Source organism: Corynebacterium sp. AOP40-4SA-5 (assembly GCF_052377355.1).
Lineage (GTDB): Bacteria > Actinomycetota > Actinomycetes > Mycobacteriales > Mycobacteriaceae > Corynebacterium.
In genome coordinates this window covers 25,276-48,476 of the sequence record NZ_JBQSWS010000003.1, presented here as the reverse complement: position 1 = coordinate 48,476, position 23,201 = coordinate 25,276, and the positions used below count along the sequence as shown (strand labels likewise).

Annotated in this window: 22 protein-coding genes; 13 read left to right on the top strand and 9 right to left on the bottom strand. The window is 68.9% G+C overall.

Translation table 11 applies throughout. The features are described from left to right. Nucleotides 1-27: 27 nt before the first annotated feature. Together ctaF and ctaC are read right to left on the bottom strand one after the other, a co-directional pair. On the bottom strand, nucleotides 28-459 hold the full coding sequence (gene ctaF / locus ACT3S3_RS02475) for an aa3-type cytochrome oxidase subunit IV (protein WP_444626179.1): 432 nt from the start codon (nucleotides 457-459) through the stop codon (nucleotides 28-30). Between the two features lie 27 nt (nucleotides 460-486). Then, entirely contained in the window at nucleotides 487-1,599 is a 1,113-nt protein-coding gene (ctaC, locus tag ACT3S3_RS02470) for an aa3-type cytochrome oxidase subunit II (protein WP_441579574.1), read from the bottom strand. A 375-nt stretch (nucleotides 1,600-1,974) separates the two neighbouring features. Between ctaC and asnB the strand changes: the two genes are divergently transcribed. Further along, a complete protein-coding gene (gene asnB, locus ACT3S3_RS02465; protein WP_301442517.1) occupies nucleotides 1,975-3,912 on the top strand; it encodes an asparagine synthase (glutamine-hydrolyzing) in 1,938 nt (645 codons plus the stop codon). Nucleotides 3,913-4,018: 106 nt separating this feature from the next. Here asnB and ACT3S3_RS02460 read toward each other — a convergent pair whose 3' ends face one another. Next, complete coding sequence (locus tag ACT3S3_RS02460) at nucleotides 4,019-4,375, bottom strand: HesB/IscA family protein (RefSeq protein WP_301442518.1); 357 nt, start codon at nucleotides 4,373-4,375, stop codon at nucleotides 4,019-4,021. A gap of 161 nt (nucleotides 4,376-4,536) precedes the next feature. On the opposite strand from ACT3S3_RS02460, the gene ACT3S3_RS02455 reads away from it, so the two are divergent. After that, nucleotides 4,537-5,241, top strand: coding sequence for a DUF3043 domain-containing protein (locus ACT3S3_RS02455; protein WP_301442519.1), 705 nt, complete (start codon nucleotides 4,537-4,539; stop codon nucleotides 5,239-5,241). Further along, nucleotides 5,241-6,170 carry a nicotinate-nucleotide--dimethylbenzimidazole phosphoribosyltransferase gene (locus tag ACT3S3_RS02450; RefSeq protein ID WP_301442520.1) on the top strand — a complete coding sequence of 310 codons (930 nt, stop codon included), beginning with the start codon at nucleotides 5,241-5,243 and terminating at the stop codon, nucleotides 6,168-6,170. Before ACT3S3_RS02455 ends, ACT3S3_RS02450 begins: the two co-directional genes overlap by 1 nt. Nucleotides 6,171-6,260: 90 nt before the next feature. Here ACT3S3_RS02450 and ACT3S3_RS02445 read toward each other — a convergent pair whose 3' ends face one another. After that, nucleotides 6,261-7,397, bottom strand: coding sequence for a branched-chain amino acid aminotransferase (locus ACT3S3_RS02445; protein ID WP_301442521.1), 1,137 nt, complete (start codon nucleotides 7,395-7,397; stop codon nucleotides 6,261-6,263). Between the two features lie 103 nt (nucleotides 7,398-7,500). Here ACT3S3_RS02445 and ACT3S3_RS02440 point away from each other — a divergent pair, with 103 nt between their 5' ends. Then, on the top strand, nucleotides 7,501-9,135 hold the full coding sequence (locus ACT3S3_RS02440; protein ID WP_301442522.1) for a leucyl aminopeptidase: 1,635 nt from the start codon (nucleotides 7,501-7,503) through the stop codon (nucleotides 9,133-9,135). A gap of 1 nt (nucleotide 9,136) precedes the next feature. Here the strand turns inward: ACT3S3_RS02440 and ACT3S3_RS02435 are convergent, their stop codons facing one another. Further along, a complete protein-coding gene (locus ACT3S3_RS02435; RefSeq protein WP_301442523.1) occupies nucleotides 9,137-9,529 on the bottom strand; it encodes an oxidoreductase in 393 nt (130 codons plus the stop codon). 254 nt (nucleotides 9,530-9,783) lie between these two features. On the opposite strand from ACT3S3_RS02435, the gene sucB reads away from it, so the two are divergent. The 4 genes from sucB to ACT3S3_RS02415 all read left to right on the top strand — a co-directional run bounded on the left by sucB (nucleotide 9,784) and on the right by ACT3S3_RS02415 (nucleotide 14,252). After that, complete coding sequence (gene sucB, locus ACT3S3_RS02430; protein WP_301442524.1) at nucleotides 9,784-11,496, top strand: 2-oxoglutarate dehydrogenase, E2 component, dihydrolipoamide succinyltransferase; 1,713 nt, start codon at nucleotides 9,784-9,786, stop codon at nucleotides 11,494-11,496. Between the two features lie 54 nt (nucleotides 11,497-11,550). Further along, a complete protein-coding gene (gene lipB / locus ACT3S3_RS02425) occupies nucleotides 11,551-12,288 on the top strand; it encodes a lipoyl(octanoyl) transferase LipB (protein ID WP_301442525.1) in 738 nt (245 codons plus the stop codon). A gap of 74 nt (nucleotides 12,289-12,362) precedes the next feature. Then, complete coding sequence (gene lipA, locus ACT3S3_RS02420) at nucleotides 12,363-13,409, top strand: lipoyl synthase (protein WP_301442526.1); 1,047 nt, start codon at nucleotides 12,363-12,365, stop codon at nucleotides 13,407-13,409. 66 nt (nucleotides 13,410-13,475) lie between these two features. Then, entirely contained in the window at nucleotides 13,476-14,252 is a 777-nt protein-coding gene (locus ACT3S3_RS02415) for a DUF4191 domain-containing protein (protein WP_441583026.1), read from the top strand. Nucleotides 14,253-14,420: 168 nt separating this feature from the next. Here ACT3S3_RS02415 and ACT3S3_RS02410 read toward each other — a convergent pair whose 3' ends face one another. Beyond that, a complete protein-coding gene (locus tag ACT3S3_RS02410) occupies nucleotides 14,421-14,909 on the bottom strand; it encodes an RDD family protein (protein WP_301443243.1) in 489 nt (162 codons plus the stop codon). A 371-nt stretch (nucleotides 14,910-15,280) separates the two neighbouring features. Between ACT3S3_RS02410 and glnA the strand changes: the two genes are divergently transcribed. After that, the gene (gene glnA, locus ACT3S3_RS02405; protein WP_301443237.1) at nucleotides 15,281-16,717 is read left to right on the top strand and encodes a type I glutamate--ammonia ligase; all 1,437 of its coding nucleotides are present in this window, start codon (nucleotides 15,281-15,283) and stop codon (nucleotides 16,715-16,717) included. Between the two features lie 195 nt (nucleotides 16,718-16,912). Here the strand turns inward: glnA and ACT3S3_RS02400 are convergent, their stop codons facing one another. Both ACT3S3_RS02400 and ACT3S3_RS02395 read right to left on the bottom strand, forming a co-directional pair. After that, nucleotides 16,913-18,103 carry an acyl-CoA dehydrogenase family protein gene (locus ACT3S3_RS02400; RefSeq protein WP_301443238.1) on the bottom strand — a complete coding sequence of 397 codons (1,191 nt, stop codon included), beginning with the start codon at nucleotides 18,101-18,103 and terminating at the stop codon, nucleotides 16,913-16,915. Nucleotides 18,104-18,116: 13 nt separating this feature from the next. After that, nucleotides 18,117-19,277, bottom strand: coding sequence for an acyl-CoA dehydrogenase family protein (locus tag ACT3S3_RS02395; protein ID WP_441579294.1), 1,161 nt, complete (start codon nucleotides 19,275-19,277; stop codon nucleotides 18,117-18,119). A 186-nt stretch (nucleotides 19,278-19,463) separates the two neighbouring features. Between ACT3S3_RS02395 and ACT3S3_RS02390 the strand changes: the two genes are divergently transcribed. Further along, entirely contained in the window at nucleotides 19,464-20,135 is a 672-nt protein-coding gene (locus ACT3S3_RS02390) for an NAD(P)H-binding protein (protein WP_301443240.1), read from the top strand. A gap of 16 nt (nucleotides 20,136-20,151) precedes the next feature. On the opposite strand, the gene thiE is transcribed toward ACT3S3_RS02390, so the two are convergent. Continuing rightward, nucleotides 20,152-20,847 carry a thiamine phosphate synthase gene (gene thiE / locus ACT3S3_RS02385; protein WP_301443241.1) on the bottom strand — a complete coding sequence of 232 codons (696 nt, stop codon included), beginning with the start codon at nucleotides 20,845-20,847 and terminating at the stop codon, nucleotides 20,152-20,154. A 125-nt stretch (nucleotides 20,848-20,972) separates the two neighbouring features. Here thiE and thiO point away from each other — a divergent pair, with 125 nt between their 5' ends. From thiO to ACT3S3_RS02370, 3 genes are read left to right on the top strand one after another with little or no spacing between them, the layout of a single operon-like run. Then, nucleotides 20,973-22,178: a glycine oxidase ThiO gene (gene thiO, locus ACT3S3_RS02380; RefSeq protein WP_441579295.1), complete on the top strand. Its 1,206-nt coding sequence runs from the start codon at nucleotides 20,973-20,975 to the stop codon at nucleotides 22,176-22,178. After that, on the top strand, nucleotides 22,175-22,393 hold the full coding sequence (thiS, locus tag ACT3S3_RS02375) for a sulfur carrier protein ThiS (protein ID WP_301444213.1): 219 nt from the start codon (nucleotides 22,175-22,177) through the stop codon (nucleotides 22,391-22,393). The genes thiO and thiS overlap by 4 nt, the downstream gene beginning before the upstream one ends. A 7-nt stretch (nucleotides 22,394-22,400) precedes the next feature. Next, complete coding sequence (locus ACT3S3_RS02370) at nucleotides 22,401-23,195, top strand: thiazole synthase (RefSeq protein ID WP_441579296.1); 795 nt, start codon at nucleotides 22,401-22,403, stop codon at nucleotides 23,193-23,195. Nucleotides 23,196-23,201 lie beyond the last annotated feature (6 nt).

Sequence of the window (23,201 nt, the reverse complement as noted above, 5' to 3'; positions counted from 1 at the left end):
CCCGTCGTCAACGGGGCGCAGGTGTCGTTACTCCTTCTCCGGCGGGAGGCCGTACTGGAGGTTCAGCATCGTGGTGGACCAGACCAGCATGACCGCGCCGAGCAGGATCAGCCAGATGAGGAAGAAGGCGATGCCGTAGGCCATCATCACGATGGCCAGGGACATCAGGAAGGGCCAGCCCGAGTGCGGGGAGAAGAAGCCCAGCACGCCGGCGCCGTCCTCGATCTCGGCCTCCTCCCAGTCCTTCGGCTCGATGTCGGCCTTGGAGTTGCTCAGGTGGAAGTACACACCCAGGAACAGGGTCAGCAGGGTCGCCAGGACAAGCCCGGTTCCACCCGCCCACTCGATACCCTGGACGTTTGCGTCGTCGTTCAGCTGCGACGTCGCGTAGAAGTACACGACCGCCATCACCGTCAGGAACAGTGAGAGTCCGTACATCAACTTGGCTGTCTGCCGCATTGTTGTCTCCTAGTGTCTCGTCGCCGACTAGGCGGAACGGTCGATGTAGTTGTCGCCCTCGACACCCCGGGTAGCCTCACGGCCGGGGAGGAAAGGCTGGGTCGAGGTGGCGTAGGGGTCCTCGCCGATCTCCGCCAGCGCCTCAGCATTGGTGGCCTCGGGGTTGGCCTCGCGGTAGGCGATGTAGGCCGCGAAGTTCTCCGGGCTCACAGCACGCACCTCGAAGTTCATCATCGCGTGGTAGGTACCGCACATCTCGGCGCAACGGCCCACGAAGGCGCCTTCGCTGTCGATGCTCTCGATCTGGAACCGTCGCTCGGACTGGTTCGCCTCGGGGTGCGGGAACACGTCGCGCTTGAACAGGAACTCCGGAACCCAGAAGGAGTGGATCACGTCGGAGGACGCGAGGTTGAACTCGATCGGGGTGTTCGTCGGCAGGACGAGCACCGGGACCTCCTCGGAGGTACCCAGGGTCTCGATCTGGTTGTAGTGCAGGTAGGTGAAGTCCTCGGCGGACTTACCGTGGATCGGGCCCACGGACTGGCCGTGCTCGTCACGGTCGTCCTGCGGCACGGCGGCGTTAGCCTCGGCCGCGTCCGCACGGTCCTGGTCCTGGCCCACGTACTCCTGCCCGTCCTCGGTCAGGTCTCCGCTCACCTCGCCGTAACCGAACTTCCAGTTCCACTGGTAGGCCGTCACGTCAACGGTCACCTGCGGGTCCTTGTCCAGTGCGGTGACCTTGTCCTGGGTCTGCACGGTGAAGAAGAACAGGCCCATGACGATCAGCACCGGGATGACGGTCAACGTCAACTCCAGCGGAACGTTGTAGGCCGTCTGCCTCGGGAACTCCGGCTTGCCCTTCTTGGCAGCGCGCTTGTCGCTGTCCCGGAAGATCACGAGGAACATGAGAGCCCACATGATGATTCCGATGATCCAGGCTACGACCCAGGTCCACACCCAGAAGTTACCCATGGACTGGGCCTCCGGGGTGATTCCGTCGGGCCAACCCATGCGCAGGGCATGGAAGAAACCGTTGTCGGGGGGTGCGACATCGCAGCCGACCAGGGCAAGGGATCCGAGTCCCAGCACGCCGGCGAGGCCGAGCTTGCGACCTCTTCCGTGAACTTTTCGCTGTACCACGCGAGTATGCCTTCCTCAATCACACGTCGTGTTCATCGGAACGCCGGTGTCCGTCGCCTGCAGAGGACGGACTCGGGTCCCGTGTCATGATCCGACAATAGTGCATGGAGGGGGCTGCCCCTGCATCATGCACACCATTGTGATTTTCTGTCGGCCCTATTCGGGGTTGCTGGGGGTCAGCTGGAAGCCCACCCGGGTGTCCCGCATGTCCCGTCTGTGCCAGGCCAGCGCCGGGTAGTATCCTAAAGGGCTTACGCACGCGCACGAGGCTGACGTCCGCCGACCGCATCCCCCACCGATGAATCGGCGCAGGGATCCGTCCGGCACCGCGACGTCGGCCACCGACGACACTTACGGAGATGACCCCCAGACCTCATGTGTGGACTTCTTGGATTTCTGACGGCACAGGGTGACGCCCCCGACTACGTGGACACCACCGCCCACGCCCTCCCCTGCATGCGGCACCGCGGCCCGGACGAGGACGGCACCTGGAACGACGACGACGTGGTCTTCGGCTTCAACCGCCTGTCGATCATCGACCTCGAGCACTCCCACCAGCCTCTGCAGTGGGGGCCGGCCGACCAGCCCGCCCGCTACTCGATGACCTTCAACGGTGAGATCTACAACTACCTCGAGCTCCGCGAGGAGCTGCAGGCCGAGGGCTACGAGTTCGAGACCTCCGGCGACTCGGAGACCATCGTCGTCGGCTTCCACCACTGGGGGGCCGACGTGGTCAACCACCTGCGCGGAATGTTCGCCTTCGCCGTGTGGGACGCCGTGGACCGCACGATGTTCCTCGCACGCGACCCCTTCGGCATCAAGCCGATGTTCTACGCCACCACCCCGGCAGGAACCGCCTTCAGCAGCGAGAAGAAGTCGATCCTGGCGATGGCCGAGTCCATCGGTCTAGGCCTCGACCTTGATGACCGTGCGATCACGCACTACACCGACCTGCAGTACGTTCCGGAGCCGGAGACGCTGCACGCCGGGATCCGCCGCCTGGAGTCCGGCTGCCACGCCACCCTCACCCCGGGAGGCGAGGTCAAGGCAGTGCGCTACTTCGAGCCGACGTTCCCCGTCACCCCGGTTCCCGCGGGTTCGGAGCAGGCGCTGTACACGAAGATCGCCGACGCCCTGCAGGACTCCGTGGCCAAGCACATGCGTGCCGACGTCACCGTGGGGTCCTTCCTCTCCGGCGGCATCGACTCCACCGCCATCGCCTCACTGGCCAAGCAGCACAACCCCGACCTGTTGACCTTCACCACCGGGTTCGAGCGCGAGGGCTACTCCGAGGTCGACGTGGCCGCCGAGTCCGCCGCGGCGATCGGCGTGGAGCACATCGTCAAGGTCGTCTCCCCCGAGGAGTTCGCCGCCGCCGTCCCGAAGATCATCTGGTACCTCGACGACCCGGTGGCCGACCCCGCCCTGGTGCCCCTGTACTTCGTGGCCGCGGAGGCACGCAAGCACGTCAAGGTCGTGCTGTCCGGTGAGGGCGCCGACGAACTCTTCGGTGGCTACACCATCTACAAGGAGCCGCTCTCCCTCGCTCCGTTCGAGAAGGTCCCCTCCCCGATCAAGAAGGTCCTGCGCACCCTCGGCGACGCCCTGCCGGACGGGATGCGCGGCAAGTCGCTGCTGCAGCGCGGCACCACGCCGATGGAGGAGCGTTACTACGGCAACGCCCGCTCCTTCAACTACGAGCAGCTCGAACGGGTGCTGCGCATCGCCCGCCCGGAATGGGACCACCGCGAGGTCACCGCCCCGATCTACGCCAAGTCGAAGGACATGGACCCGGTCGCCCGGATGCAGCACCTCGACATGTTCACCTGGCTGCGCGGCGACATCCTGGTCAAGGCGGACAAGATCACCATGGCCAACTCGCTGGAGCTGCGCGTGCCCTTCCTGGACCGTGTGGTCTTCGACGTGGCGCAGACGATCCCCCACGAGCTCAAGGTCGGCAACGGGACCACGAAGTACGCCCTGCGCCGCGCCCTGGAGCTCATCGTCCCCGAGCACGTGATCAACCGGAAGAAGCTCGGCTTCCCGGTCCCGCTGCGCCACTGGCTCGCCGGCGACGAGCTCTACGACTGGGCCAAGCGCAACATCGAGGAGTCCAACACCGACCACATCTTCGACAAGGCGCAGGTCCTGGCGATGCTGGACGAGCACCGCGTGTCGATGACCACCGGTTCGGGCCCCGACCACTCCCGGCGCCTGTGGACGGTCATCGCGTTCATGATCTGGCACGGCATCTTCGTCGAGGACCGCATCCACCCGGACATCGACGAGCAGGACTACCCGGTCCAGCTCTAGTCCCCCGCGGCGGTCCCCGCCGCAGTCTCCCCCGGGAAAGACGAAACTCCCCGCACCCAGGTCACTGGGGCGGGGAGTTCGGCCGTCCGGGGCCAGACCGTGAGGTCTAGCTGAACGAGTCGCCGCAGGCGCAGGACCCGCCGGCGTTCGGGTTGTCGATGGTGAACCCCTGGGACTCGATCGTGTCGGAGAAGTCGATCTTCGCACCGGTCAGGTACGGCGCCGACATCTTGTCCACGATCAGCCGGACGCCCTCGACCTCGTCGACGAGGTCTCCGTCCAGGGTGCGGTCGTCGAAGAAGAGCTGGTAACGCAGCCCGGCGCAGCCACCAGGCTGCACCGCGATACGCAGGGCAAGGTCGTCGCGACCCTCCTGGGCCAGCAGGCCGGCGGCCTTACCTGCGGCGGCGCTGGTCAGCTCGACACCGGTGGACTTCTCGGCGGTCTTCTCGGGAGCGGTCATGAATTTCCTCCTCGGTAATGCGGATATGCCCAAACTACTATCCATCAACCATGAAATCCAGTGATCTATTCCCGCACCCGGCCGCACACCGGCCCACCAGCCCCGCCCGGATCATCACCCTCGTTGGTCGGGTGAACCTCCCGTGCTCTAGCCTGTGAGGTGTGAAACTTCCGTGGAAGAAAGACGACGACAGCGAGGTGGCGGCCGGTGACGCCACCCTGGACGGCATCGACGGCGCAGCGGACGACGCCGCCCAGACCCCGAAGGGCTACACCCCCAAGAAGGGACGCCCGACCCCGAAGCGCAACGAGGTCGAGCGCTCCACCGGCGTACGGCGCGTCCACTACGACGCCCCGATGACGCCCAAGGAGGCCCGTCAGCGCAAGAAGGACTACAAGAGCTCGATGTCCAAGGACGAGTACAAGGAGGCCAAGCGCAAGCAGCGCGACGAGGCCGCCGAGTCCCGCCGCAAGGCCAACGAGCGCATGATGGCAGGTGACCCGAACTACCTGCTGGCCCGCGACCAGGGCAAGGAGAAGCTGTTCGTCCGTAACTACGTGGACTCCCACCGTTACCTGATGAACTACTTCCTCCCCCTGGCGCTGATCGTGGTCGTCGTGATGATCCTCGGCACCCGTCTGCCCGTACTCGCGCAGTACCTCAGCCTGTTCATGATGGTGATCATCATCGTGCTCATCGTCGAGGGCCTCTTCCTGGGCCGCAAGGTCAACAAGCTGGTCAATGAACGCTTCGCCGACAACTCCTTCGGCAAGTGGTCGATCGGCTTCTACGCCTTCACCCGTGCCACCATGATCCGCAAGATGCGCACACCCGCCCCCCAGGTGAATATCGGCGACGCGGTCTGATGACCGACCAGCCGGTACTCCAGCACCTCGCCGGGTGGGCGGGGTCGACCGGCTGCGCCGAGGCACTCCGGGAACGGGACGTCCGCCCGGAACTGCTCGTCGCGGCCGCCGACCACGCCATCGCCGACCCTGCCGTGGCCGACCCTGCCGCGGCTGGTCCCGCTGACGGGACGGCGAGCCCGGTGTCGACCCTGCCCTGGGGCCATGCCGTGACAGAGGCCGCCCGGATCGAGTCCGGGGACTCGCCGCTGTCCGCCTTCGCCGAGCAGGCGGGTGTCGACGTCACAGTGACGCAGTTCGACTCCACCGACTCCACCGCCGACGGGGATTCCCCGCACTCCCGGTGGCTGGACGCCGGCGCCGAGACGGCGGACGCCCGTGCCGACTCCGGACGCCCCCTGCTGCTCACCGGCACCGTGGGTGCCGGGGCGACCACGACCGCAGCGGCGCTCATCGGCACGCTGTGCAACGTCGAGCCGGTGAAGGTGGTGGGACGCGGAGGCGGCCCCACCCCGATCACCGACGAGCAGTGGAAGCACAAGACCGTAGCGGTGCGCGACCTGATGTTCCGTACCCGGTCGCGGCGTCGACGTCCCGTCGACGAGACGGCCGTACGTGAGATCCTCGACGAGATCGGCTCCCCCGACATCGCCTTCCTCACGGGCCTGCTGTCGCAGTCCGCCGTGCGACGCACCCCGGTCGTCCTCGACGGCGTGACGGGTCTCGCGGCGGCACTTCTCGCCGACGCGGTGTCCCCGGGCACTGCCCGCTGGTGGCTCGTTCCGGACGCGTCCACCGAGCCGGCGTCGGCGCCGGCACTGCGTCGCCTGGACCTGACGCCCGTCATCGACCGGGCGCTCGGCGCCCCGGCCGCGGCGTCCGGCCTGCTCGTGCTCCCCCTGTTGTCCGCGGCCTGCGCCGTGAACTAGCGCCCTGCACTAGCGCCCAGGACCAGCCCCAGGCAGACAGCAACCCCGTGAGGTCGGCGCCACCGACCTCACGGGGTTGTTCCGTGCGTCCTACGCCTGGACGAGGGTGTGGTTCCACCCGTGGGTGTCGTCCACAGTGCCGCGCTGGATGCCGGTCAGCCGCTCGCGCAGGCGCATGGTGATCTCGCCCGGCTCGCCGCCGTTGATCTGGAACTCGCCGTCACGGTCCTTCACGGTGCCGACCGGGGTGATCACCGCGGCGGTGCCGCAGGCGAAGGCCTCCGCCATCTCGCCGGACGCCGCGGTGCGCCGCCACTCCTCCACGGTGAAGCGACGCTCGGTGACCTTCAGTCCCTCGTCCGCGGCGAGCTGGAGCAGGGAGTCGCGGGTGACACCGGGCAGCAGTGAACCGGAGAGCTCCGGGGTGACCAGCTCTGCCGGGCCGCCGTCGGTACCGCCGAAGATGAAGGCGAGGTTCATGCCGCCCATCTCCTCCACGGTGGTGTGCGTGGCGGCGTCCAGCCACACGACCTGGTCGCAGCCCTTCTCCTCGGCGTACGCCTGCGCGGCCAGGGAGGCGGCGTAGTTGCCGGCGAACTTCGCGGCGCCGGTCCCTCCCGGGGCGGCGCGCACGTACTCGGTGGACAGCCACACGCTGACCGGGGTGACCCCGCCCTTGAAGTAGGCGCCCGCCGGCGAGGCGATCACGTAGTAGCTGTAGCTCGACGAAGGGTGCACGCCCAGGCCGACCTCGGTGGAGATCAGGAAGGGGCGCAGGTACAGCGCCGCCTCACCGCCGGCGGCGGGGACCCACTCGCGGTCGACGTCGGTCAGCTGCGCCAGCGACTCCAGGAACAGGTCCTCCGGGACCTCCGGCATGGCGATGCGCCGGGCGGAGGAACGGATCCGGTCGGCGTTCTTCTCGGGGCGGAAGGTGGCGATCGAGCCGTCCGGCTGGCGGTACGCCTTGAGGCCCTCGAAGATCGCCTGCCCGTAGTGGAACACCGACGTCGCCGGGTCCATCGGCACCGGGGCGTAGGGCACGACCCGCGCATCGTGCCAACCGGCGTCCTCGGTCCAGTCCACGACGACCATGTGGTCGGTGAAGTACGTGCCGAACCCCGGGTTGGTGAGTACGTCGGCGATCGTGCCGGACGCGGTGGGGTTCTCCGTCAGTGTGCGGGAGAAGACGGGGGACGATGAGTTGTCGGGCGCGGAATCAGACATGGCCTGTATCTTAGACCCGTCGGTTCCTTCCCGAAACACAAGCCCGGGACACATGCCCGCAGGGGACCGCCCACGACCACTCCGACCAACACTGAGGTGAAGGATGACATCCGCACGCCTGCCCCGGGGCACCATGCCGCCACTCGAACTGCTCACCGACACCACGACGGTCGCCGGTGCGGACGTGGACGTGCTGGTCGTCCCGTCCTTCTCCGGGGACAACGGTGTCGAGATGTCCGTCGGCTCCTCCGCCTTCGACCGGGAGACCCAGGTGGCGATCTGGAAGTCGCTGGTGGCAGCCGGGGCGTCCGGACGCGCCGGCGAGACGTCCCCCCTGCCCACCGTCCCGGGTATCGCGGCGCGTCGGCTGCTGGCCGTCGGCCTCGGTGACGCCGACGCCCTGACCGACGAGGGGCTACGCACGGCGGCCGGGGAGGCGTCCCGCGCGCTCGGCCGCATGGCCGCCACGAGCGCCCCCACAGGGGCCTCCACGGGGACCCCCGGCTCCGCCGGCATCAGCGCCCTGAGCCTGCTGGGCACCCTCGGCACCGGGCCCGCCACCGAGGGCCACGGCCTCGGGGCGTACACCTACACGGGCTTCAGGAGCATTCAGGACGCTGCGCAGGACGCCGTGCTGGACGCCGGGGGCATCGCGCGGCTCATCGTCGCCGCCCCGTCCGGGCCGACGGCGGCGGACGCCGCGCGGGAGGACTTCTCCCACGCCTGCGTCGTGATCGAGGCGGTGAGCTGCGCCCGCGACCTCGTCAACGCGCCGGCGAACGTCCTGTACCCGCAGAGCTACGCCGAGGTCATCTCCGGGCTGGCCACACAGTCCGGGCTCGAGGTCGAGGTGCTCGACGAACAGGACCTGGCGGAGCAGGGGTTCGGGGCGATCATCGGCGTGGGCCGCGGGTCCACCCACCCGCCGCGCCTGGTGCGGGTGTCGTACCGGCCGGACGCCACGGTGTCCGGTTCCTCCCCCGCCGCGCCGCACGTCGCGCTCGTCGGCAAGGGTGTGACCTTCGACACCGGCGGGATCTCGTTGAAGCCCGCGCCGCGCATGGACAACATGATCTCCGACATGGGCGGTTCGGCGGCGGTGGTCGCCGCCGTGGTCGCCGCGGCGGAGCTGGAGCTCCCGGTGCAGGTCACCGCGACCGTGCCGCTGGCGGAGAACATGCCCGACGGCACCGCCACCCGCCCCGGTGACGTCCTGCGCCACTACGGCGGGACGACGACCGAGATCCTCAACACCGACGCCGAGGGGCGCCTGATCCTCGGTGACGCCATGGCCCGCGCCGCCGAGGACGACCCCGACTTCCTCGTGGAGACCTCCACGCTCACCGGTGCCCAGGTCCGCTCCCTCGGCGACCGCGTGCCGGCGGTCATGGGCTCACCGGTGTTCCGCGACCGGGTGTCCGCCGTCTCACGGGCCACCGGCGAGGACGCCTGGCCGATGCCCCTGCCCGCGGAGATCGCCCGCGACATCCGCTCCGACGTGGCGGACCTGCGCAACACCGGCAAGAAGCCCTGGGGCGGCATGGCCGCCGCCGGCCACTACCTGGCGGCGTTCGTGCCGGACGGTCTGCCGTGGGTGCACATCGACGTGGCCGGGCCGTCGTACAACACCGCCGGCGCCCACGGGTACACGCCGCGGCGCGGGACCGGTGTGCCGGTCCGCACGATCATCGCGCTCCTGGAGGAGCTCTCCGCGACGACGGCCGACGACCCCGCCTGACTCACTCCCCGTCCGCGCGGCGCTCCTCGAAGCGCGCCCGGCGCTCCTGCTGCTCGAGACGCTTGCGGATGATCCGGTCGCGTTCGATCCGGTCGCGCATGCGCTGCGGGTAGCCGGTCTTCTCCGCGTCGAACAACCGGACACCGGTGACGTCGGCCACCTCGTCCACGCCGCGGGGACCGCCGATACGCCGGCGCGTCCACTCCCCGGTGGCGTCCACGAGCACCACGGACATCTCGTTGACCAGCGTCTCAGGCTCCACGAACCCCTCCACCCCCTGGCGCTGCGCAGCCCAGTGGCGCAGGTAGTCGAGGTCGTGTTGCCGTGCCTTACCACCCGGGGCCCGGGGCGGGCGGGGTCCGGAACGACGTGATCGGCCAAAGATGTTGAACACGTCACCGATACTAGGTGAACTCCGTACATCCCGACCACGGCCCCGGCTCAGGTCGACTCAGAGCCGGCCTGGGACGGGTCAGGCCCCCGGTTGTGGGAACCCCGTGCCAGCAGAACGACTCCAGCAGCGGTACCATATATAGTATTCGGTCAGAGACCACTTCTCTGTTTTTCTCTGCGTACTTCTCTGGGTACCGCGGACCGATCCACGTACTCCACACCTGTACCCCGTCGTTAACTAGGAGCTTCAACACCATGGCGCACTCCGTCGAAATGCCCGAGCTGGGCGAATCCGTCACAGAAGGCACTGTCACCCAGTGGCTGAAGAAGGTCGGCGACACCGTGGAGGTCGACGAACCCCTGCTCGAGGTCTCCACGGACAAGGTCGACACGGAGATCCCCTCCCCCGCCTCCGGTGTTCTGCTGAAGATCATCGCCGACGAGGACGACACCGTTGACGTCGGTGCCGTCATCGCCGAGATCGGTGAGGAGGGCGAGACCGCAGGTTCCGCCGACTCCGCTGACTCCGCTGACGAGGAGCCGGCCGAGGAGCCTGCCGACGAACCGGCCGAGGAGCCGGCTGCAGAGCCGGCCGCGGAGTCCAAGCCCGCAGCGTCCAACGGCGGTGGCGCGGGCACCGACGTGACGATGCCGGAGCTCGGCGAGTCCGTCACCGAGGGCACCATCACCCAGTGGCTGAAGAAGGTCGGCGACGAGGTCGAGGTCGACGAGCCCCTCCTGGAGGTCTCCACCGACAAGGTCGACACCGAGGTTCCGTCCCCGGTCGCGGGTACGCTGCTGGAGATCCTCGCCGAGGAGGACGACACCATCGACGTCGGCGGTGTGATCGCCCGCGTGGGCGACGCCTCCGCCGCACCGGCCGAGGAGCCCGCCAAGGAGCCGGCCCCGGAGCCCGAGAAGGAGCCGGAGAAGAAGGCCGAGCCCGCCAAGGAGTCGGCACCGGAGCCCAAGAAGGAGGCCCCGAAGAAGGAGGAGCCCAAGGAGGAGAAGGCTCCCGCGTCCGACGCCGGCGAGCCCTCCGACGGCAACCTGCCCTACGTGACCCCGCTGGTGCGCAAGCTCGCCGAGAAGCACGGCGTGGACCTCTCCTCCGTGGAGGGCACCGGTGTCGGTGGACGCATCCGTAAGCAGGACGTCCTCGCCGTCGCCGAGGGTGGCTCCACCAAGAAGGCCGAGAAGGCTCCCGCCAAGGGCGTCGACCCGGAGAAGGCGTCGCTGCGCGGCACCACCCAGAAGGTCAACCGCATCCGTGCGATCACCGCGAAGACCACGCTGGAGTCCCTGCACGGTGCGGCCCAGCTCACGCAGGTCCACGAGGTCGACATGACCCACGTCGCCGAGCTGCGCAAGGCGTCCAAGGCCGCCTTCCAGGACAAGCACGGCCTGAACCTCACGTTCCTGCCGTTCTTCGCCAAGGCCATCGTGGAGGCGCTGGTCGCCCACCCGAACGTGAACGCGTCCTACAACGCCGACACCCAGGAGATGACCTACCACGGCAAGGTGAACCTCGGCATCGCCGTGGACACCAAGGACGGCCTGCTGTCCCCGGTCATCCACGACGCGCAGGACATGTCCCTGCCGGAGCTGGCCCAGGCCATCGCCGACATCGCCGACCGGGCCCGCAACAAGAAGCTCAAGCCGAACGACGTCACCGGTGGCACCTTCACCATCACCAACATCGGCTCCGAGGGCGCGCTGACCGACACCCCGATCCTGGTCCCGCCGCAGGCCGCGATGATCGGCACCGGCGCGATCCGCAAGCGCCCGGTCGTCATCACCGAGGACGGCTCGGACAGCATCGCCATCCGCAGCATGGTCTACCTGCCGATGACCTACGACCACCAGGTCGTCGACGGTGCTGACGCCGGACGGTTCCTGACCACCGTCCGCGACCGCCTGGAGAACATCGACTTCAGCTCCGACCTGGAGATCGGAGTCCGCTCCTGACCCCGTCCTACCCCGTCCCCGCACTTGTGCGGCGGCGGGGTAGAGTCGTTAGTCATGGGATATCAACACGGATCCATCCGGCTGTCGGACTCTCCGGTCACCGTCGACGACCTCGGGACGGTGGACTACCTGTCCACCTGGGACCGTCAGGCCGAACTCGCCCGCCGCCGTGCCGACGGCGAGATCGACGACACCGTGCTCCTGCTCCAGCACCCGCCGACCTACACCGCCGGCAAACGCACCCAGCCCGAGGACCTGCCCACCAACGGCCTGCCCGTCGTCGACGTGGACCGCGGTGGCCGGATCACCTGGCACGGGCCGGGGCAGCTCGTCGCCTACCCGATCGTGAAGCTCGCCGACCCGATCGACGTGGTCGACTACGTCCGTCGGATCGAGGAGGCCGTCCTCGCGACGTGCCGTGAGGTCGGGCTGGAGAACGCCGGACGCGTCCCCGGACGCTCCGGCGTGTGGCTGCCCGCCGGGCTGCGCCGCGGCGAGCTCGTCCCCGCCCGGAAGGTCGCCGCCGTCGGCATCCGCGTCACCCGCGGGGTCACGATGCACGGTGTGGCACTGAACTGCGACAACACCCTGGAGTACTACGACCACATCGTGCCCTGCGGCCTGGCGGACACCGGGGTGACCACCCTGTCGGAGGAACTGGGCCGCGACGTGACCGTCGCCGACGTCACCGGGATCTTCACCGGACACCTGCTCGACGCACTGGACGGGGCGCTCGAGATGTCGGAGGTGGACGTCCCGGAGGAGCTCGCACACGGCGCCGTACCGTCCTGAACAGGCTTTTTGGTCTGCTTTCGACGATGGGAGTCAGTTAGCGTCACTGAACGATGCAGCGTAGGGTGGGGGCCGTGACTGTTACATCAGACGGACGACGACTTCTCCGCATCGAGGCGAAGAACTCCCAGACCCCCATCGAGCAGAAGCCGCGGTGGATCCGCACGCAGGCCAAGATGGGCCCGGAATACCGTGACATGAAGTCCCGGGTCGCCGGTGCCGGGCTGCACACGGTGTGCCAGGAGGCCGGCTGCCCCAACATCCACGAGTGCTGGGAGGAACGCGAGGCGTCCTTCCTCATCGGTGGCGACACCTGTTCTCGTCGATGTGACTTCTGCCAGATCAAGTCCGGCAAGCCCACCCCGCTGGACCGTGACGAGCCGCGCCGCGTGGCGGAGAACATCCGCGAGATGGACCTGCGCTACGCCACCATCACCGGCGTGACCCGCGACGACCTCGACGACGAGGGCGCGTGGCTGTACGCCGAGATCGTGCGCAAGGTCCACGAGGTCAACCCGCACACCGGCGTGGAGAACCTCACCCCGGACTTCTCCGCGAAGCCCGACCTGCTGGCCGAGGTCTTCGAGGCACGCCCCGAGGTCTTCGCCCACAACCTGGAGACCGTGCCGCGCATCTTCAAGCGCATCCGTCCGGCCTTCCGCTACGACCGGTCCCTGGAGGTCATCCGTGCCGCCCGTGACTTCGGCCTGGTGACGAAGTCGAACCTGATCCTGGGCATGGGTGAGACGGCCGAGGAGGTGCAGTCCTCCCTGACCGACCTGAAGGACGCCGGCTGCGACATCATCACCATCACCCAGTACCTGCGCCCGACCTCGATGCACCACCCGATCGAGCGGTGGGTGAAGCCGGAGGAGTTCATGGAGCACTCCGAGTTCGCCAAGGAGCTCGGCTTCGGTGCGGTCATGTCCGGCCCGTTGGTCCGTTCGTCCTACCGTTCCGGGCGTCTCTACGCCGAGGCCAAGGCCGCCCGCGGCGAGTCGCTTCCGGACAACCTCGCCCACCTCGGCGAGACCCTGGGGTCCACCACCAGCCAGGAGGCCAGCACCCTGCTGGACAAGTACGGCCCGTCGGTCGAGACCCCGGTCTCGTCCGCCCGGTAAGTTGTTCCCCGCCCCGGCGGATGGCCGTTGTCGGTCCTGGGGCTCCGATGTTCTAAGGTAGGCGGTATGGCGAAGGATCCCCGGGAGAAAGAAAACAAGCGGCTCGAGAAGGCCGCCAAGAAGTCACGTCGCAAGCAGACGCGAGGCCAGATGTGGCAGGCCTTCCAGATGCAGCGCAAGAAGGACAAGAAGCTCATCCCCTACATGCTGCTGGGGTTCCTTGTCCCGGTGCTGGTCATGCTGGGGCTCAGCTACTTCTTCGGCTGGTGGTGGCTGAACCTCATCGTGGGTATCGCCATCGGTGTGATGGTGGGCTTCTGGGTCTTCTCCCGCCGTCTGCAGGCCGGTGTGTACGACCAGATCGAGGGCGAGGCAGGTGCCGCCGGTTGGGCGCTGCAGAACCTGCGTGACGGTGTCGGCGTCAAGTGGATCACCGAGACCGCCGTGGCCTCGAACACCCACATGGACGCCATCCACCGCGTGGTCGGCGTGCCCGGTGTGGTGCTCGTCGGCGAGGGAAGCCGGCACCGTCTGAAGCCGATGATGGCCCAGGAGCGCAAGCGTCTGGCCCGCATCCTCGGCAACACCCCGATCTACGACGTGTACGTCGGCGAGGGTGAGGACGAGGTCCAGATCCGCAAGCTGCAGAACCACCTGGTCCGTCTGCCGCGCAACATCAAGAAGAACGAGGTCGACGGCCTCAACAGCAAGGTGGAGTCGATCGCCCGCCTGCACTCGCGTGAGTCGATGCTCCCGAAGGGTCCGATGCCGCGCAACGCCGCGAACCCGGCCGGCGTGAACCGCCGTGCCCGTCGCGCCGCCCAGCGCAACAAGAAGGGCTGACCCCTCTCCCAGAGGGCCTGAAGAACCCCCGGGGACCGTCCGACACGTGGACGGTTCCCGGGGGTTCCTCGTACGTCGCGCCGCAGTGCACGAAACCCCGCGCGGATGTCGGTCTGAGGGGTCAGGACCACCATCCGCGCGGGGTTTCGTGTGCGAGGTCCGCGACGGTCAGCGGGTGCGGATCACCGCGGTACCCGTCGCCCGGTCGTGCATGCCGCGACTGTCGGTGTCCTGGATCAGCGGCGGGAACAGGAAGATGGTCAGCACGGTGCGCACCACCGCGCGCACGAAGCCGACACGGGCGTCCGGGTCGTCCACGCGGGCGACGCCGATGCCGAGCAGTGCGTGGCCCGGTGACTGCCCGAACAGCCACACCGTGACGACCCGCCACACGACCCAGACCATCAGCACCACGGTGGACACCCCGCCCAGCGCGTCGGTCATCTGGGTGATGAAGAAGGCGATGCCGTAGCAGATCAGCCAGTCCACCAGAAGAGCCAGCGTGCGCGGGAAGATCGGGGAGACCGAGCCCGGCCCGGACGCAGGCAGTCCGAGCAGTTTGCCCGGGTAGGAGCTCAGGTCGTGGGGGTCCTCGTACTTGCCGGGGACCTGGGGCCCCTCCAGCCAACTCGGTTGCCGGGCACGGTCCTCCCGCATGCCTTTGCGACGCTGACGACGCTCATCACCGGTACCACTGCTGTTCTGCCGTTTCGCCATGATGCTCAAGCGTACCGGCCCTGTGACGGCCCCCCAATTCTGCGGTGGTACACCCCGACTGTGCACACCCGAATGCCACTGCCCGTATCCTTGAGGTCACGCCCCGGCCGGGGACGACCATTTCGGCCCCGGAGCGCAACCCCTTTCGTCCCACCGGCAGTGACGACCAGTTACACGCCGGTAACATTGGATTGACATTAGGGCAACAACCCCACAATAGAATCGCTCCCGACGCACCCGGCAGGGTGAAATCCCATCGTGAGACAACGAGACAACGAGTTGGGTCGAACATGACTGCAAGGAGTCCAGAAGTGGCATTTAAGACGGCCGAAGAGGTCACGAAGTACATCGCGGACAACGACATCGAGTTCGTCGACGTCCGATTCACTGACGTCCCCGGCGTGGAGCAGCACTTCACCATTCCCGCGGCCGCCTTCGACGAGGACGCCATCGAGACCGGCCTGGCCTTCGACGGCTCCTCGGTCCGCGGCTTCACCACCATCGACGAGTCGGACATGAACCTGCTGCCCGACCTGGCGACGGCGAAGGTCGACCCGTTCCGCAAGACCAAGACCCTGAACGTGAAGTTCTTCGTCCACGACCCGTTCACCCGTGAGCCCTTCTCCCGGGACCCGCGCAACGTCGCCCGCAAGGCCGAGGAGTACCTCGCGTCCACCGGCATCGCCGACACCTGCAACTTCGGCCTGGAGGCCGAGTTCTACCTCTTCGACAAGGTGCGCTACTCCGCCGACCAGAACTCCGCGTTCTACGAGGTCGACTCCAACGAGGGCTGGTGGAACCGCGGTAAGGACACCAACACCGACGGCACCCCGAACACCGGCTACAAGACCCGCGTCAAGGGCGGTTACTTCCCGGTCCCGCCGTACGACCAGACCGTGGACGTGCGCGACGAGATGGTGAAGAACCTCGCGGCCTCCGGTTACGACCTCGAGCGCTTCCACCACGAGGTGGGCACCGGTGGACAGCAGGAGATCAACTACAAGTTCAACACCCTGCTGCACGCCGCCGACGACCTGCAGTCGTTCAAGTACATCATCAAGAACACCGCCGCCGCCCACGGCAAGTCGGCGACGTTCATGCCGAAGCCGCTGGCCGGTGACAACGGTTCGGGCATGCACGCCCACCAGTCGCTGTGGAAGGACGGCAAGCCGCTGTTCCACGACGAGGCAGGCTACGCCGGCCTGTCCGACCTGGCCCGCTACTACATCGGCGGCATCCTGCACCACGCCGGTGCGGTCCTGGCGTTCACCAACCCCACGCTGAACTCCTACCACCGTCTGGTGCCGGGCTTCGAGGCCCCCATCAACCTGGTCTACTCGCAGCGTAACCGCTCCGCCGCGGTACGTATCCCGATCACCGGCTCCAACCCGAAGGCCAAGCGCCTCGAGTTCCGCGCGCCGGACCCCTCGGGCAACCCCTACCTGGGTATGGCAGCGATGATGCTCGCCGGCCTCGACGGCATCAAGAACCGCATCGAGCCGCACGCCCCGGTCGACAAGGACCTCTACGAGCTTCCCCCGGAGGAGGCCGCCACCATCCCGACCGCGCCGACCTCCCTCGAGGCCGCGCTGAAGGCCCTGGAGGACGACAACGAGTTCCTCACCGAGGGTGGCGTCTTCACCGACGACCTGCTGGAGACCTACATCGCGTACAAGTACGAGAATGAGATCTCCCCGGCCCGTCTGCGCCCGACCCCGCACGAGTTCGAGCTGTACTACGACTGCTAGTCCGGTACACCTCGACGGCACGGAGCCGAACCCCCGCCACACGTTCTTGTGGCGGGGGTTCTCCCGTATGTCTGCCGGACGCCCTGCCGGTCGCCCGGACGACGCCCCCGCGTCACGTGCCGGATCCGTCCCTCCGCCGGCACGCGAAGACCGAATCCGGCACGCGGCGCGGGGTGCTCCGTGTGGTGCCCCGTCCTAGCCGTAGGTGAACAGTTGGTTGTTCAGCAGCGCACTCGGCGTATCCACCAGCCCCTTGGACGCCACACCCTCTCCCCTGGCCTCGAGTACGCCGCCGTAGAGCTGCCGGAAGCCGGTCAACGCCGCCGCGTAGTGGCTGACCGCGGTCTCGTAGGTCACGCCGATGCCACCGTGCAGCTGGATCGACTCCTCGGCCACCACCCGGGCCTGCCGGGCGAGGAAGACGTAGCTGTCCAACGCCGCGGCCTCGAGCTCCTCAAGACCAATTTCGCCGTTGTCTGCCGCCTCTGCCGTCTCCGCCATGGCCGCAGCCCACAGGGCGGTGGAACGGGCCAGCTCCACGTCCGAGTACAGCTGGGCGGCCCTGTGTGTCAGCACCTGGAAGTTGTTGAGGGTCACGCCGAACTGCTTGCGGACCTTCAGGTACTCCACGGTCCGCGTCATCGCCGCGCCCATCAGCCCCGCCGCCCGACCGCCCTCGACGACACGCGCCAGTGCGACGGCACGGCGCAGAGCCTGTTCCGGCGCCTGTTCCGGTGCCTGCTCCGAGCCGTCGCCGTCGAGCCGCTCGGCCGGGGCGTCGCGGAACTCCACACTCCCGACCGGGGCCCACTGCGCGTCACGGTGGACGCTCACCGTCACGCCGTCGTCGGCGGTGACGAGGTAGACGCCGAGGGCACCGTCCTGCACCGCGGTGACGAGGAAGGCGTCCACGTCGCCGGGGGCGGCGACCGCCCGCTTGGTGCCGCTGAGCCGACCGTCGACGACGGTGGCGCCACGCGGGTCGGACCAGCCCGTGCCCGCTTCGGCGTGGGCGAGCGCCACGAGCCGCTCACCGGTGGCGATGCCCGGCAACCATGTCGACTTCTGGTCCTCTGAGCCGAGGTCCTGCAGCAGCCACGCCGGGACGTGCGCCAGGTCGGTGACCGGTTCGGGGACGGCGAGGTCGCCGAGCACGCCGGCGGCGGCGTAGGCCTCGCCCACGCCCGCCCCCGCGCCGTCGTACCTCTCGTCGATGACGAGGCCCGTCATCCCGAGTTCCGCGGCCTGCCGCCAGAGGTCCCGGCGGAAGGTGAGCGCCCCGTCCGGGGCGTCGGCACCACTGGTGGGGTCGTCCTCGGCGCCGGAGAAGACGCTGCGGACGGAGTCGGCGAGCATGCGCTGCTCGTCTGTCAGGGAAAGATCCATGGTCGTGTCGCTCCTAGAGTCCGAGGATGGCCTTGGCGATGACGTTCGCCTGGACCTCGTTGGTGCCCCCGTAGATGGAGACCTTGCGGTTGTTGAGGTAGCGCACGACGGCATCGCCGTGCTCGTCCCCGTGCTCGTCACCGGTGATCTCGACGGCGTCGCTGCCGAGCGCCTCGACGGCCAGCTCGTTGATCTCCTGGAGCAGGCGGCTGCCCTCGATCTTCAGCATCGAGGACAGCGGGCTGGGCTTACCGTCCGTGCTCGTGGCGGTCACCCGCAGCTGCGTGGCCTCGACCGCCTTGAGCCGCAGCTTCACGTCGTAGAGGCGGTCGCGGAACAGGGGGTCGTCGATCACGCAGCGCCCGCCGAGGGTGCGCTGCGCCGCCGCCTCCACGACGTCGGCGTACTGGCGTTGGCTCGTGCCGACCTGGGTGATGCCGTTGCGCTCGTTGCCGAGCAGGAACTTGGCGTAGGTCCAGCCCTTGTTCTCCTCTCCGACGAGGTTCTCCACCGGGATGCGCACGTCGGTGAAGAAGAACTCGTTGACCTCCACGGACCCGTCGATCAGGCGGATGGGGCGGCGCTCGATGCCCGGGGTGTCCAGGTCGACGAGCAGAAAGGAGATCCCCTGCTGCTTCTTCGGCGCCGAGGGGTCGGTACGGGCCAGCAGGAACATCCACTCGCCGTACTGGCCCAGCGTGGTCCAGGTCTTCTGCCCGTTGACCACGTAGTGGTCGCCGTCGCGCACGGCGGTTGTCGACAGGCCCGCCAGGTCGGAGCCTGCGCCGGGTTCGGAGAAGCCCTGCGCCCACCAGATGTCCAGGTTGGCGGTCTTCGCCAGGAACCGGTCCTTGATCTCCTCGCTGCCGAACGCGGCGATCACGGGGCCGACCATGCCGGTGTTGAAGGCCAGCGGTTCAGGGATGCCGGCCCGCTGCAGTTCGTTGGTGTAGATGTGGGACTGGACGGGGGTCCAGTCCTGCCCGCCGTACTCGACCGGCCAGTGCGGGACGGCGACACCGTGGTGGTTCAGGACGCGCTGCGCGGCGACGATGTCGTCGCGGGTGACGTGGCCGGCGCGCATGCGGTCGCGGATCTCCGCGGGCACGTCAGCGAAAATACCGCGGAGTCTGTCGCGGAAGGCGACGTCCTCCTCCGAGAGCTCGAGATTCACGGGCACTGCTCCTCACATATGTGCTGCATCACTGATCTTCATGGAACGTGACCCAGACTACGCCCGCGACCACACGCGGAGACGAAGCAGACGGCGCATCCGGAATAGACCGCACGGTCCACCTGTTGTGGGGAGGGACGGCGACCAGAGACGGCACCGTCACACCACACCAACAGGAGGCACAACATGACGAACATTCTCATCATCGGCGGGCACGGCAAGGTCGGACTGCTGGCAGCACCGAAACTCGTCAAGGACGGCTTCGAGGTCACGTCCCTCATCCGCAACCCCGACCAGACCGCGGAGATCGAGTCGCTCGGCGCCTCCGCCCTGGTCAAGGACGTCACCGCCCTCACCCCGGCACAGTGGGACGACGTACTCGCAGGCTTCGACGTGGTGGTGTGGACCGCCGGCAACGGTGGCCGGGCAGGTCAGGACGTGACCTACGCGGTCGACCGCGACGCCGCCCTGGCCGTCATCGACTCCCTCGAGCGGCTGCGTGACTCCGGCGACGCCGGTACCACGCCCCGCTACATCAACGTCTCCTACGCCGGTGCGCGCAACCACACCGTGCCGGAGAGCGACGACTTCTTCGCCTACGCGGACTCGAAGAAGACCGTCGACGACCGCCTCGTCGCCACCGAGGGCCTGGACTACGTGATCCTCGGCCCGGCCGCGCTCACCGAGGAGCCGGCCGGCGGCTTCGCCCCGGTCACCGCCGACCTGGACCGCGCCGACTCGCACACCGCGCGTGAACTCGTCGCCGACGCCGTGGTGGAGTTCGCCGGACGCGACACCGTGTCCGGTCAGCGCACCGTCGAGTTCGTCGACGGCGAGCGCCCCGTCAGCGAGCTCTAACTCGCCGCACCTCCGCTCAGGGGCCCCGCAGGATCCCCTTGAGCCCCGCCGCCGCGGCCCGCGGGTCGTCGGCGGTGGTCACCCCACGCACGACCACCGCGCGGCGTCCCCCGGCCGCGACGACCGCCGGCAGGGTCGCCTCGTTGACCCCGCCGATGGTGAACCAGGGTTTCGTGCTCCCGGCCGCGTCGAGCATCTCCGCGGTACGGGTCACCAGTTCCAGGCCGGTGGCGGTCCGCCCCGGCTTCGTCGGGGTCTCCCACACCGGGCCGGTGCAGAAGTAGTCCAGTGCGTCGTCCCGCATCGCCGCCCTCGCCTGCTCGGCCGAGTGGGTCGACAGGCCCACCAGCACGTCGGGCCCCACGATCCGCCGCGCCTGCGCGACGCTCAGGTCGTCCTGCCCGACGTGCAGTACGTCCGCCCCCACCAGGACCGCGACGTCCGCCCGGTCGTTGACGGCGACGAGTCCGTCGTGCTCGGCGGCGACGCCGGACAGCACCTGCAGCGCGGCAATCTCCTCGCTGGTACTGACCGAACGGTCACGGATCTGCACGATGTCCACGCCCCCGTCGAAGGCGGCGTGCAGGAAGTCCTCCAGGTCGCCCTGCTCCCGGCGCGCCGTGGTGCACAGGTAGAGCGAGGCGTCCTGCAGTCGGCTGCGACGTCGGGAGCCTGTCGTGGCGGGGTCGTTCGTGCGCTGCTGCGGGTCCATGTGGTGTGATGGTAGTCGTTAAGCGAACGACGGGAGCCCCCGACGCCGGGGCTGAGAGGACCGGGGCACACCGGTCGACCGTTCACACCTGATGCGGATCATGCCGCCGGAGGAACAGAACGCAGATGCCCGACATTCTTGTCGTCGGCGCCGGGGTGATCGGGCTGAGTACGGCCTGGTCGCTACGGCAGGCCGGACACACCGTCACCGTCGTCGACCCCGCCCCGGGGTCCGGCGCCAGCCGTGCCGCCGCCGGCATGCTCGCCGCGGTCAGCGAGGTCGTGCACGGCCACGACCGGATCCGCCCGCTGATGCTCGCCTCCGCCGCCGCCTACCCGGAGTTCATCGCCGGGCTGGAGGACGCCGTGGGCCACCCGGTGGGTTACCGCGCCACTGCCACGCTGGGGGTGGGTGCCACGCGCGGTGACGTGGCGGCGTTGTCCGACCTTGCCGAGGTGCAGCGTGCCGGGGGCATGTCGGTGGAGCAGCTCACCGTGCGGCAGGCCCGGCGGCTGGAGCCTGCGCTGTCTCCGGGGATCGCCGGGGCGTTCCTGCTCGCCGACGACCACCAGGTCGACCCGCGCATGCTGGTGGACGCCCTCCTGGAGGCGCTCACGGCGCCGAACGGCGCGAGCGGCGCGCCCGGCGTCCCGGGCCCGGCGGGAACGCTGCACCGTGGCCGCGTCCGGACCGTCCTGCGTGAGGACGGTAGCGGGGCCGTGACGGGGGTGCTGCTCGACGACGGCACCCGCCTGCACGCCGACACCACCGTGCTGAGCCCCGGTCTCGCCCTGTCCGACATCGGCGGGCTGCCGGAGGCGGCACGCGTCGCGCTGCGCCCGGTGCACGGCGACATCCTGCGCGCCCGCCTGCGCCCGGGGCGTCCTGCACTGCTGGAACGCACCGTGCGCGGCCTCGTGGACGGCCGGCCGGTCTACCTCGTGCCCCGGCAGGACGGGGGCATGGTGATCGGGGCGACCGAACGCGAGGACGGCTTCGACGGCGTCTCCCTCGAGGGCGCCCACCAGCTGCTGCGCGACGCGCAGATCCTGGTGCCCGGTGCCGCCGACCTGGAGCTCACCGAGATGCTCGCCCGCGCCCGGCCCGGCACCCCCGACGACATCCCCTACCTGGGCCCGGTGCCCGGAGACGACGGTGCGGTGGACGGGGTGCTGGTGTGCACCGGCCACTCGCGTCACGGGGTGCTGCTGGCGCCGGTGAGCGCCCGGCTCGTCGGCGCGCTCGTCAGCGACTCTGCCGGCTCTGCGGATCCTGCCGACACCTCCCTGCTCGCCACCACCTCCCTGGAAAGGACCCTGGACCAACCATGAACCAGATCACCGTCAACGGCACGCCGCGCAGCGTGGACCCGCAGACCACGGTCAGCGACGTCGTCTCCGACGTCACCGGACAGGACCCGGACTCCGACCAGCTCGGCGTGGCCGTGGCCCTGGACTCCGGCATCGTGCCGCGCAGCCGCTGGGCCAGCACCGTGACGCCCGACGGCGCGCAGGTCGAGATCATCACCGCGATGCAGGGAGGCTAGGCGCACCGTGAACACCGACGCACTAACCATCGGCTCGAGCACCCTGGGCTCCCGCCTGATCACCGGCACCGGCGGGGCGACCTCCCTGGAGGTGCTGGAGGACGCGCTCACCGCGTCCGGCACGACGATGACCACCGTCGCCCTGCGCCGCTTCGACCCCACCACCGGCACCTCCCTGTTCGGGCTGCTGTCCCGCCTGGGCATCGACGTGCTGCCGAACACCGCCGGCTGCTACACCACCCGCGACGCCCTGCTCACCGCCCGCCTGGGACGAGAGGCGCTCGGCACGAACCGGGTGAAGCTGGAGATCCTCGCCGACGACCGCACCCTGCTGCCCGACGTCGTGGAACTCGTCGACGCCACCGAACAACTCACCGCCGACGGTTTCGAGGTCTACGCCTACACCTCCGACGACCCGGTGGTGGCCCGCACCCTGGAGTCCGCCGGGGCGGTCGCGGTGATGCCGCTGGGCTCGCCGATCGGCACGGGCCTGGGGGTGCTCAACCCGCACAACATCGCCATGATCTGCGAAAACGCCACCGTACCGGTGATCCTCGACGCCGGGGTGGGCACCGCCTCCGACGCGACGCTGGCCATGGAGCTCGGCTGCGACGGGGTGCTGCTGGCCAGCGCGGTGACCCGCGCGCAGGACCCGGCGGCGATGGCCCTGGCCATGCGCCACGCCGTGGAGGCCGGGCGCCTCGCCCGCGGCGCCGGACGCATCCCACGGCGCCCGTGGGCGCGCGGCGCGGTGGCGTCCTCCCCGCAGGACGGGCTGATCGACCCGGCGGGAGTGCAGTGAATCCCC